The organism is Fructilactobacillus sp. X2R5C3, from assembly GCF_059901325.1.
Map to the genome: position 1 here is coordinate 21,780 of NZ_JBWXUY010000001.1, position 11,621 is coordinate 33,400.

Consider the following 11,621-nt stretch of genomic DNA (forward strand, 5'->3'; position numbering starts at 1 on the left):
TGGTTTGGTTTACTGTCTGATGGTCGTATTTGCAACTTATTTCAAGTATACCACTGAAAGAATCCTTCACAACGAATAATTCGAACGCCTCCTCAATTACTAAAATTCTGAATTACATTAGGCAAATCATTAAGTTACCACAAATTCTATCATTCGTTTTTCTTTGAATCAATTAAGTTGGTTAGCTAATATTGTTCGTTTTCTATGAAAATAAAAACGCCAATCATTTTTGACTGACGTTATTATTATTTATTTTTTAGCCCTAACCCGCTGCAAAGTATTATTTGATAGCAGGTATAAATATTCGTCTTTAACTGGTTTACCCAAGATGTCTGATAAAGCAATTCCATAGATATTTACCTGACCACGATACTGGTCAATGATCTTCTTGACACTTTCATCCGGCTTCTTCGGATTAACGAAATCGGTCTTGTAATCAAACAGAACGGGTCCATCGTCTAAATCAAGATAACCATCAATAATTCCGTGGACCAACAACTTTTGTTTTGAATCGTTTTCAAATTCAGAGAAGATTTGGTCGGCTGAAACCAGCAGTGAAAACGGAACTTCCCGATGAAGTTGATCGGGATGAGCCTTAATTAGTTTGCCTAGGTCACTTTGATAAAACTCGACAACCGAATCAACGTTGACCTTTTTGGCAACCTCCGGCGTAATTAACTTATCATTAATCAACTGCGCCAAGAGTTCTGAAACCGTCTCGTGATTAACTGGTTCTTTGACGTTAATCTTCTGCAAAATCAAATGCGTTGCCGTTCCAATCTCCATCGAGTTGGGTTGTCCGACCGATTGCATGAACTGCGGCTGCATAAACGTTGAGTTATTGTACCGCGTCCGCCTTAAAATCATGTTACGACTTTCGGCGACACTTCCCAGCTGAATGTTGTCCGGATCATCAAATAATCGTTTGATTTCCGAAACGGACTGATAGGCCGTGGTGGTAGTGGCTGCTTTGTATGGATATTTGAACCCCATAATCTGCTTAATTTGTGATTGATCAATTTGATCAGCTGGAAGTTCCTGTTCTTCTGTGGCCGACTTTGTTTCGGTCGTCCCAGGTTGCTGCAAATCCTTCGCCGTCACAAATTCGACCTTAAAGTTCGTCGGATCCTTCGCCAAAACGTGGGTGGCGTCAACTTTTCCACGGTCCTGATAATAGTTCGGGTGACGAACAAGGGCCGCCCCAATCCAGTCCATAAAGTTATTCGCACTACTTCTCGTGGACTGATTTAAGACCAGGTCTGAACTCTGATAAGCGCGTTCCCACTTCTTGGTCTCATCTTCGACCGACTTCTTATTCTTAACAATCCCAGTGATGTAGAGTTGTTGCTCAGCCCGGGTCAGTGCAACGTACAACTGCCGCATCTCTTCGGCTAGCATACTGTTGTACTCTAGATCATTAATGGCCACGTACTGTAGACTAGGCAACAGTTCATGCTTTTTTTGATCTAAGTATTTAACCCCAATTCCCAATTTATTATTGAAAATGTAGTTTCCCCGGCTGTCAGAGTTATTGAACTGTTTGGTGGCGTCCATCAAAAAGACCACCGGAAATTCCAGCCCTTTGCTACCGTGAATCGTCATGACGTGGACCGAGTCGGTCTCAATTTCTGCAGGGGCCTCCGCTAAATCGTCGTCCTTGTCCTGCAATCGTTTGACAAACTGCACGAAGGCAAATAAGCCCTTAAAACTACTCTTTTCGTATTCAGCGGCTCGTTCGTATAAAGCGTGCAGGTTAGCCTGACGTTTCTTCCCGGCTGGCATCCCACCAACGTAGTCCAAGAAACCAGTCACACTGTAAATGTGCCAGATCAAGTCCGAAAGCTCATGCTTTGTCGCAAAGTCCTTAAAATCATTCAATTGATCCAAGAACAACTGCACTTTTTTAGAAACCAAATTACCAAACTCGGTTGGTTCCTGTGACGGATAGTTGTGGTAGAAATCAAGAAGCGATGTGAAATAGTCACCGGTCTTGTGGTTGATTCGCAGATAAGCCATCTCGTTTTCATCCATTCCCACGATTGGCGAACGCAGGACCGCTGCGAGCGGAATATCTTGATAGGGATTATCAATAATCTGTAAGAGTGACATCATAATCTGAACTTCAGTGGTTTTAAAGTAGCTCTCGCCACCATCAATTGAAAGTGGGATCTGTTTTTGGGCAAATTCCTTGGAAATATCTAAATTGTTCTTACGGGTTGGTTCCAAGATGGCAATATCACCGTAACGAATGTCACGCATCTCGTGCGTGGTCTTGTCGTAGATCTGTATCTTCTTTTTCATTAAGTCCTGGATTTGATCAGCGACCATTTTAACCTGACCTTCAGAACTACTGTCTGGTTCAAGGGTCAGATCGTCGTCATCATGGTCTGAATCATCAACGTACATCATGATATTGGCGTTTGATTGAACGTCGTCACCGTAGTAAGTGGCCCCGTACTTCAACTTGGCGTTGCCGGTATAGTTCATCTCACCAAGACCCCGGTCCATGATTTGAGAAAAGACTAAGTTGGTAAAGTCATCGACGTTTTTGGCTGAACGGAAATTATCGGCCAAAACGACCGCCGTATCCGGATTATCGGATTCTTGATAATCGTCTAGTTTTTCCAGAAACATCCCGGGATCCGCCAACCGGAAACGATAAATCGACTGCTTGACGTCTCCTACCATAAACATGTTCTCATGTTTCGGATTCTTCATGGCGTTTAAAATGGCGTCTTGAAGACGATTATTATCCTGATACTCATCAACCATGATTTCATTAAAGTAGTTCTGAAACTGATGTTGAATTTCAGGACTGTCCTTGCTGTTCCCAGTTAAAATGTTTAACGCAAAGTGTTCAATATCAATAAATTCGTAGGCGTGCTTTTGTTTTTTGACCTCAGCATAGCGCGTCGAAAACGTCTTAACGACGTCCACTAACTTGTTAACGATGGTTTCAGAATGATGAATCACATCCAAATTGTCAGCTTGTTTGGCAAAAAAGTATCGATTGGTAAGATTCTTTTTGATCGTATCATCAGCATTTTTACGTAGTTCCATGGCTTGTTTCTTGAATTCTTTTTGAGAATCATCCACCTTTTTTCGAGACATGGTTCCCAGTTTAAAATCATGAAATACATCATAGAGGGCATCCCAGTCCGCCGTTTTTAACCGATCGTAAATCTGATTCAACTTTTTAATGTCGGATTCAACCAAATCGGCCCGATCAGACATGGCACCGTTTAAAAATTCCTGACGGGACTGTTCAAGTAAACTAAGGGCCTGCTTCATTTTGTTTTGAAGTTCTGGGAGGAGGTACTTCTGGTAAAACGCACTCCGAGTGATACTACCGTCCATCTGGTACAAGCCTGAAAGCTTATCTAACCACGCCACTGGATCTCGATCAACGTTTGCGAAATCATAAAGTCCCAGAACCACGTCGGTTAAACCGTCGTCACCCCGATCACTTGAAAAATTGCGGGTTAATCTGGCAAATGACCCATCCTCATCGTCTCCGTACAGGTCTTCGCGCACGTCTTCCCAGACGGAATCCCGGAGCATCTCCAGCTCCGTTCGGTCGGCCAAAATCCGAAAGTTGGGATCTAGGTCAATGGCGTAGTAGTACTTCTGGACCAACCACTGACAAAAAGCATCCATCGTTGAAATGTGGGCCACTGACAACTTCCGAATTTGTTTGACCAAGTTTCGTTTTTGTGCATTGTCACTGGTCTGATTAATTTGATCCTGAAGACCTTTTTTAATGCGGTCCTGCATCTCCTTAGCAGCGGCCTTCGTGAACGTCACAATCAATAGATGATCGACGTCAACGCCGTGTTCGACCTTATTTAGAACTCGTTGAACCAGCACTCGTGTTTTTCCCGAGCCAGCCGAGGCCGACACTAGCGCATTCCCCGGGAACTTTTCCGTAATAGCTTTTTCTTGTTCGGGGGTAAAATTCATACTATTGTTCGCCATTATCACGTGCCTCCTTTCTTAAGAAGTCAATCACGTCCTTGTTGTTCCCCATGTCTTTCACAATTCGATAGTTATTTTCAGTTAATAATGGGTCAAACTGCATCACCGGTTTATAGGGAGAATAAATAATCTTGGATTGGTCTTTATACTGAGACGGTTCCAATTTAATGTTTCCGGCAAAAATCTGCTTACCGGCATTCTTAATCCGATCCTCAGTCCGTTTCAGTAGAAGGTCCAAGTCACGTGGTTCAACAATACTAGTCTTGACCGCATTACTGTATAAATCACCCTTGCTGGTAAACTGATATGGATAAATATTACCGGCATCGTCAATGTTATTGACCATGTCTTTTAACATACTGTCGTTATTAACCAAGAGGCCCGTGTACTTATGAGCCTTCATCAATGCGGCTTCCAGCTGCTTCGGATCATCAAAATTCTTAACGTCTTGCGGCTTCAAAATCGGGTCAAAGATGTGCATGTAGAGCGCTCCCGCTAACTTCACCTTGTCAGTAGTAGACAGCTTGTCCTGATTTCGTAGCAACGCATCAAGGTAAGTCATCATCTGCATCCGCGTTCCGTCATAGGCTTCCGACAAATCAATCTTCTTTTCACCAGATTTATAGTCGACCACTCCAAGATATTCAGTCCCATCAATGAACATCTGGTCAATCCGGTCAATTCGACCCCGCACGTTCACCGAGTGCTGACTGCCTAAATCAAAGTTCAGACCGTCAATGCCATTTGGTTTTCCGGGTTCACCAAAGATGACCTCGGTGTTTTTCGGCCGCATCTTGGTGTAATGGGACTGGTCTCTAAGTGCCGTCGCCATCTGAATCACGGTTTGAACTAACTGCCTAGCAATGTACTCCATCCGGTTGGAACTCTTCAGAATTTCGTACTGCAGGTTCGGGTCGTTTTCAATAATGGTATCTGTGATTTCAGTTACCATGTTTTTAATCTGTTCGTTGGTTAACTTAGTAATGTCAATGTGTTCGGCATTAATCTTCTTGACCAGTTCATCAAGAGACTCGTGGTAGAACGTTCCCGTACTACTGGGATCAAGGTTAAACTCGTCTCGTTCTCTTAGTCGCAGTCCATACTTCAAAAAGTATTCGTACGGATCATAGTAGAATTCTTCTAGCTTAGAAATGGAGGTATTAATCGTGTTCCCGTACAGACCCGTCACAATTTGTGGCTTCAAAGAAACTGGCACGTTCTCATACGTCAGACTGCCAAGTAACTTCTGCGTGATGGTCCGCATCGTTGGGTCATTTTCAAGGTTCGCTTTAATCTGATTCCAAGCCGGACTCAATTTTTTACCACTAACCTTCGCATCGAGTGCGGCCTTGACCAAAAACTTCAGGGTGGCACGCTTGGAACCAATGAACTGCCGAACATCATTAGAATCAGATACTGGCGTCCCACTTACATGTTGCTCTTTTAGGTTAAAATGATCCCTAATTCTGGCGATGTACGGTGAGATGGACTGAGTCACGTCTTCCTTTCCGCCACCCAAGTTGTATGAAAAGACCAATTTATCAGATGGAGTCATGAAAGCTAAATAATTTAAATAGGGTTCGTTGACCATCTGAGTCTCACTGTTGTCATTTAAATACTGGTCATCAGTAAAGTGATCATTCATCTGGTCACGATCAGCGTCGTTAAAAAGACTATTGTTTTCAATCGTGGCTGGCATGCTATTGTCGTCAGCTCCCATTACAAAGGTCACTTTTTTATCGTTCAATTGGACTAGTCCGGTTTCAGAGATTGTGACCTGATCCAAGGTTGATGGAATCTGGGAGTACGAAGCACCTTCAAAACCAGCCTTTAAGAGGTCCAGGAAGGTGTCCATCTCAAAGGGATGATCACCCAAAAAAGTAACAAAGTCGTCCAGTAAACCGCACAGCGTGTTCCAAACTTGTTCCGACTGACCAGCTTCCTGTAGGTCACCACGTTCAGTGGCATGATCCTGCCAGTGTTTTAGTTCATTAATTACACCATTTTCATCCAAAAATTGGTAGAGAATATTGGCAGCATCTTTTCCCGTCTTGGCTTGCGCCATTTTCTTATAAAATGGTGGTAACGTTTCTTTTACAAAGTGGCGAATGACGTTGATGTCAGTGGAGATTTCCTTATTTCGATTTGACACAATCCCCGTATCATTATCAGAAACGGTGGCGTACTCCCAGTCTTCGTCCTGAGTCCAGCGTTTCCCCTCGTAGCCATTCTTTAGGACTAAATTTTCACACAACGAAAGACAGCGGCGGTAACGGTCAATGTTCATCGGCTTTCCGTCTTGATCCCTTGGCAGTAACAATTCTGACTTTAGTAATCGCATCACATCGTCGTAGCGGTAATTCCGTTTCCGATCGGTACGATAGATGGAAAACAACGCGTCAATTAGTTCCACTAGGGGATGATTGTCCATGTGTTTCTGAATGTCTACGAAATATGGAATTTGTTGCATCTGAAAAATGGGATCAATGACGTTTTGATACTTGTCCAAATGTCTGGTAACCACCATGAAATCGGAGTAACGAAAGCGTCCCGTGGCAACCATCTGACGAATCATGGTCGCAATGTTCATCAACTCGTCATAATTGGAATCAGCCCGAAAAAGTTCGAGGTCCGAGTTGCCATTCGTGTTCGGCAAAATTGGGAAGCCCACTTGACTACTTGAAATCCAGTAGTCCTCTAGTTCCTTAATGCCGTCACTACAACGACAGTCGCCCGCGTACTGATCGGTCATGATTTTGACCCCAATTGCCTTAGCGTACTGGTACAACTGATTGTATAGTCTTCCCGAACGCAAAAAGAAGGCCGAGTTATCGGGCATTTCATTTGGATACGAACGGTCCAAGTTGAGGTCAATCGTAATGTCTTTAGCCTTATCAATCAACGTTTTAACGATATCTAGTTCCGAAGCGGAAAACTGCGAGAAACCACTGATGTAAAAATGCATCTGGGACAGGTCAGTGTTCAGCAGGTACTGGTTTAACATTGTCAAAGTCTGTGAGCTGTAGACATATTTTCCGTCCGTTTTTTTCAAGAATTCGCGATAAATCACACTAATGTCTTTCAGTTTCCCCTGTAACTCGGGATTAATCGTTCCAGGATCAAGATCAGCAATCTTATCCAACGTATCGGGGTCAATCTTGCCCTGCTGCAGTTCGTTAATCTGATCAGCCACCTGCGAAATAAATCCTGGTTGGGCTCCCTCGCCCTTAAATACGGATAATTGTTCCTGTTGATTTTCAATAATCTGGAAAATGATCATGTTGATGGCATCTTTTGAAAGCCGAGGTAGTTGATACTCCTTACTGTTGCCGAGAAAATACCACATCAATCGTGAAAAGGAAAAGACCTGGACCCGTGTCTCAGCAAACGTGCTCTGCTGCTTATGATTCAATTGTTTCAGCGTCCCTAGTTCGGACTCAAACTTGATGTGATTCGGTACCAAATAAAAATAAGCATCATTTGGATGTTGCTGCATGGACTGATCAAGATCGCCGACCACTTTTTTAAAATGATCGTTACTGGCTTTGCCTAAAACAAATTGTAGTGCCATTATGCTTTCCTTTCTGAACGCTCCTCAATGAGTGCTTGTGACTGATTGATAAATTTCTCGTTCACGATTGCGTCAATTACAAAATGTGCAACCGTTTCATGGGAAACGTCTCCAACCGGAACGGACTTTCCCTCATCAATCGTGTAACCATCGTTGTGTTTGGTATTAACTACGTTAACCAGGCGAAAAACGGTGTATGGAATTTCTGATTCATCAATTACTTTTATGGCATACTGCTGCTGCTTTAAAAATTCGGAAACGTCGTCAACCCCGGGGTAATCCAGCTTTCCGTCAACTTCTTTGTCAATGCCCGCTACCGAGAGAAAAATGACTCGTTTTAGTTGAAGGCGGTGCGAATAAATCACGGAAAACAACGCTTCCATGTCCAAATCGACGTCCATCGGTCCCAGAAAAGAAACCACGATATCAACATCCTTTAAGTATCCCTGATACGTCCGTTCCTTAGTAAAATCGCCCGCGGTAATCTCAAAAACCTGAAATTTATTACTTCTATTAAAATAGTTAAAGACCATTTGTTCGGCCGGAGTATTTCCTAATAATAAAATCTTCTTCATCTCTAAAACTCCATTCATACTCTAATTCTAACAAACATGTCAACGGACGTTAATGCACGATTTTTGCCTTGTAATTAGTATCGTTCGTGATTTGACACATTTTAACTTTGTGTTATCCTATTATCGTAATTCGTTTTTGAAAAACCGAATATTAATTTGATAGGAGTTGTGGAAATGGCTAATCGAATTGCCTCGTTTTTTCACTTTCAGGAATTAGGGACTAACTTTACCCGTGAAACGGTTGCGGGAGTTACGACTTTTGTTTCCATGGTGTACATTTTATTCGTAAACCCGAACGTTTTGGGTGCCGCAGGAATGGATAAAGGTGCCGTCTTTACGGCAACGGCCCTCGCCTCTGCCTTTGGCTGTTTCCTAATGGGAATCATCGCAAACTATCCATTTGCATTATCCGCCAGTCTAGGGCTCAATGCCTTCTTTGCGTACTCCGTATGTATTGGGATGAAGATTCCATGGCAGACCGCGCTAGCTGGCGTGTTTGTCGCTTCGATTCTTTTCGTCATCTTGACCTTGCTCAAGTTGCGAGAAAAAATCATTGATTCGATTCCATCTGACTTAAAGTCAGCCATTGCGGGTGGGATTGGCCTGTTCATTGCCTTTTTAGGGTTAAACAATGGTGGACTAGTGGTTGCCAACAAGTCCACGCTGGTTGGACTTGGTTCGTTCAGTAACCCACTCACTTTACTGACGGTTGCCGGCTTAGTCATCACCTTGTTCTTGATGGCCGCTAACGTCCCAGCCTCAATCTTCATTGGGATGGTTGCTTCAGCCGTAATTGGAGTCCTTTTCGGATTAATCAAAATGCCCACTGGAATCGTGTCATCGGTTCCAAGCATTAAGTCCACTTTCCTAGTTGGACTATTCAACATTGATAAAATCAACACGCCGCAGTTAATCGTTGTCGTGCTGACGTTCCTTTTGGTAACCTTCTTTGATACCGCCGGAACGTTAGTTGGATTAGCCGAACAGGCTGGTTACATGAAAAACAATAAAATTCCACGAATCGGCCGTGCTTTAGGTGCCGACTCGGTTACCATGCTGGTTGGTTCACTTCTTGGAACTTCGCCAATGGGTGCCTACGTGGAATCATCAGCCGGCATTGCGGTTGGTGGTCGTTCTGGATTTACGGTAATTGTGACCGGAATTCTATTCTTGTTAGCGATGTTCTTCTCACCACTTTTGACCGTCATTACCAGTCAAGTCACTGCTCCAGCACTAATTATCGTTGGAATCTTGATGGCCAAGTCACTTGGTAACATTCATTGGAACAAGTTTGAAGTGGCAGCCCCAGCCTTTCTGATTGCAATTGGAATGCCACTAACGTACAGTATCTCTGACGGAATTGCACTTGGTTTCATCGCCTACCCAATTACCATGATTGCCGCTAAACGCGGCAAGGAAGTCGGTTGGATGATGTATTCGTTAGCAATTATCTTCCTAGTCTTCTTGTGGATACTAAACATTAAATAACAAAAAGTCCCAAAATGAATTTAAAAGTTCATTTTGGGACTTTTTTAAGAAATGGTAATACTAAGTTTTTTACCTAACGCCGTCGCAATTTTTGAAAGCGTCTTTACACTAACGTTATCACCCTTCTCAACGCGGTTAACAGTTGACTGAGGAATTCTAGCCTTTTTAGCAAGTTCTCTTTGAAAATATCCCGCATCTTTCCGTGCTTTCATAACTGAAACAGCACCTTCTAATTTGCCTTCTTCTTTTTGAACCCCACTCTTAAAGCCGGGTTCTTTTTTATCTCTATCTAAGACATACTTTCTAAGACATACTTTTCTAACTTATTCATTATATTCTCCCCTTATCAAGTATATATTTATTTTTTGTTCTTTTCCCACTTGCAAGATTTTTGTATCTTTTTCGTAAATATATAGGTAAATAATTTTTTCAAAACAATTAAGCCAATTTCATTGTAACCGCTTCCGAATGGATTATACTCAAGGTGAGATCCGAGTTAGCTAACTGATTCTCATAGTTATTTGGTCACTAAAGTTTAATTCAAGTTTATTTATAATAAGGGAGAGTTATTATGGCATATGAGACTGTAAATCCATTTAACAACGAAACAATTAAGACTTATCCAAACGCTACCGACGCAGAATTAGAGCAGGTGCTTAAAACTGACGAAGCGCTTTATCAAAAAACGAAAAAACAAGACATTAAAAAACGAGCTAAAATCCTTCACAACGTTGCCAAGGCTTTGCGTGACAACAAGGACGATCTAGCTAAGACCGCTACCATTGAAATGGGCAAGTTGTTCCGCGAATCTCAAGGTGAAGTTGAACTTTGTGCCATCATTGCTGATTGGTTCGCCGACCATAGTGAAGAATTACTTCAACCAAAGGCCATTTCATCAATTGTAACTGGTGAGGCTGAGGTTCATTATCATGCCCTTGGAACACTTGTAATGGTTGAACCTTGGAACTTTCCTTATTACCAAATTATGCGAGTCTTCGCTCCCAACTTTATGGTCGGAAACCCAATGATTTTAAAGGATGCTTCAAACATCCCAGACTCAGCTCAATCATTTGCGGACGTCATCAGAAAGGCTGGGGCACCAAAGGGCGCTTTAACCAATATGTTCCTATCATACGACCAGGTCACAAAAGCCATCGAAGACAAACGGGTTCAAGGAGTAGCACTAACTGGCTCCGAACGAGGTGGATCTTCAGTCGCTGAGGCTGCTGGTAAGAACCTCAAGAAAAACTCAATGGAACTGGGTGGAATGGATCCATTCCTGATTCTAGATGACGCTGATTTAGACAAAGCGGAAGACATTGCTTGGCGGGTTCGTCTCTATAACGACGGTCAGGTCTGCTGTTCTGACAAACGTTTCATCGTCATGGACAACGTTTATGACAAGTTTGTTGAGAAATTAAAGGAAGACTTCAGCAAAGTTAAAATGGGCGATCCAATGGACCCATCCACAACGCTTGCTCCAATGAATTCCAAGAAAGCTAAGGACAAACTTCAATCCCAAGTTGATGCCACCATTAAAGCCGGCGCTAAGGTAGTCTATGGCAATGAACCAGTTGATCTCCCAGGCCAATTCTTCATGCCAACCATTCTTACCGACATCGACAAGTCTAACCCTGGCTACACCACTGAATTCTTTGGTCCAGTTGCTTCGGTCTACAAGGCCCACAGTGAACAAGAAGCCATTGATCTTGCAAACGACAACCCTTATGGACTAGGTGGAATCGTCTTCTCCGGTGATCCCCAACACGGCGCCAAGGTTGCCGACCAAATTGAAACCGGGATGGTCTTTGTTAACAACTTCCTTGCTTCCCTTCCAGCATTGCCATTTGGTGGTGTGAAGGGCTCTGGCTACGGAAGAGAAATGAGTGACATTGGTCAAATGGCCTTCGTCAATCAGCAATTGATCGTTACCGCTCAAGAACCAGATATGCATAACCTGGCAGGTGCACTGGTTGCCACTGATCCTGAAAAATAAATCAAACTAAGAATGA

6 protein-coding genes are annotated in these 11,621 nt (G+C 43.0%); 2 read left to right on the plus strand and 4 right to left on the minus strand.

Annotated elements, in window-relative coordinates:
• Positions 1-249: 249 nt before the first annotated feature.
• The 3 genes from addA to AC6UDE_RS00120 are packed head-to-tail and all read right to left on the minus strand — an operon-like array spanning position 250 to position 8,121.
• Positions 250-3,975 (minus strand): helicase-exonuclease AddAB subunit AddA, encoded by a 3,726-nt coding sequence (gene addA / locus AC6UDE_RS00110; protein WP_500696196.1) that lies wholly within the window; start codon positions 3,973-3,975, stop codon positions 250-252.
• A complete protein-coding gene (locus tag AC6UDE_RS00115; RefSeq protein WP_500696198.1) occupies positions 3,962-7,546 on the minus strand; it encodes a PD-(D/E)XK nuclease family protein in 3,585 nt (1,194 codons plus the stop codon). Before AC6UDE_RS00115 ends, addA begins: the two co-directional genes overlap by 14 nt.
• On the minus strand, positions 7,546-8,121 hold the full coding sequence (locus tag AC6UDE_RS00120) for an NAD(P)H-binding protein (protein WP_500696199.1): 576 nt from the start codon (positions 8,119-8,121) through the stop codon (positions 7,546-7,548). The genes AC6UDE_RS00115 and AC6UDE_RS00120 overlap by 1 nt, the downstream gene beginning before the upstream one ends.
• 174 nt (positions 8,122-8,295) lie before the next feature.
• Between AC6UDE_RS00120 and AC6UDE_RS00125 the strand changes: the two genes are divergently transcribed.
• Positions 8,296-9,609, plus strand: a complete 1,314-nt coding sequence (locus AC6UDE_RS00125) for an NCS2 family permease (RefSeq protein ID WP_500696200.1) — start codon at positions 8,296-8,298, stop codon at positions 9,607-9,609.
• A 44-nt stretch (positions 9,610-9,653) separates the two neighbouring features.
• Here the strand turns inward: AC6UDE_RS00125 and AC6UDE_RS00130 are convergent, their stop codons facing one another.
• Positions 9,654-9,821 (minus strand): helix-turn-helix domain-containing protein, encoded by a 168-nt coding sequence (locus AC6UDE_RS00130; RefSeq protein WP_500696201.1) that lies wholly within the window; start codon positions 9,819-9,821, stop codon positions 9,654-9,656.
• Positions 9,822-10,180: 359 nt separating this feature from the next.
• On the opposite strand from AC6UDE_RS00130, the gene AC6UDE_RS00135 reads away from it, so the two are divergent.
• Positions 10,181-11,605, plus strand: coding sequence for an NAD-dependent succinate-semialdehyde dehydrogenase (locus AC6UDE_RS00135; protein ID WP_500696202.1), 1,425 nt, complete (start codon positions 10,181-10,183; stop codon positions 11,603-11,605).
• Positions 11,606-11,621 lie beyond the last annotated feature (16 nt).

Excerpts from the sequence above, each read along its gene's own strand:
- addA (WP_500696196.1), bottom strand. The coding sequence starts at position 3,975 with ATGGCGAACAATAGTATGAATTTTACCCCCGAACAAGAAAAAGCTATT.
- AC6UDE_RS00115 (WP_500696198.1), bottom strand. The coding sequence starts at position 7,546 with ATGGCACTACAATTTGTTTTAGGCAAAGCCAGTAACGATCATTTTAAA.
- AC6UDE_RS00130 (WP_500696201.1), bottom strand. The coding sequence starts at position 9,821 with ATGAAAGCACGGAAAGATGCGGGATATTTTCAAAGAGAACTTGCTAAA.
- AC6UDE_RS00120 (WP_500696199.1), bottom strand. The coding sequence starts at position 8,121 with ATGAAGAAGATTTTATTATTAGGAAATACTCCGGCCGAACAAATGGTC.
- AC6UDE_RS00125 (WP_500696200.1), top strand. The coding sequence starts at position 8,296 with ATGGCTAATCGAATTGCCTCGTTTTTTCACTTTCAGGAATTAGGGACT.
- AC6UDE_RS00135 (WP_500696202.1), top strand. The coding sequence starts at position 10,181 with ATGGCATATGAGACTGTAAATCCATTTAACAACGAAACAATTAAGACT.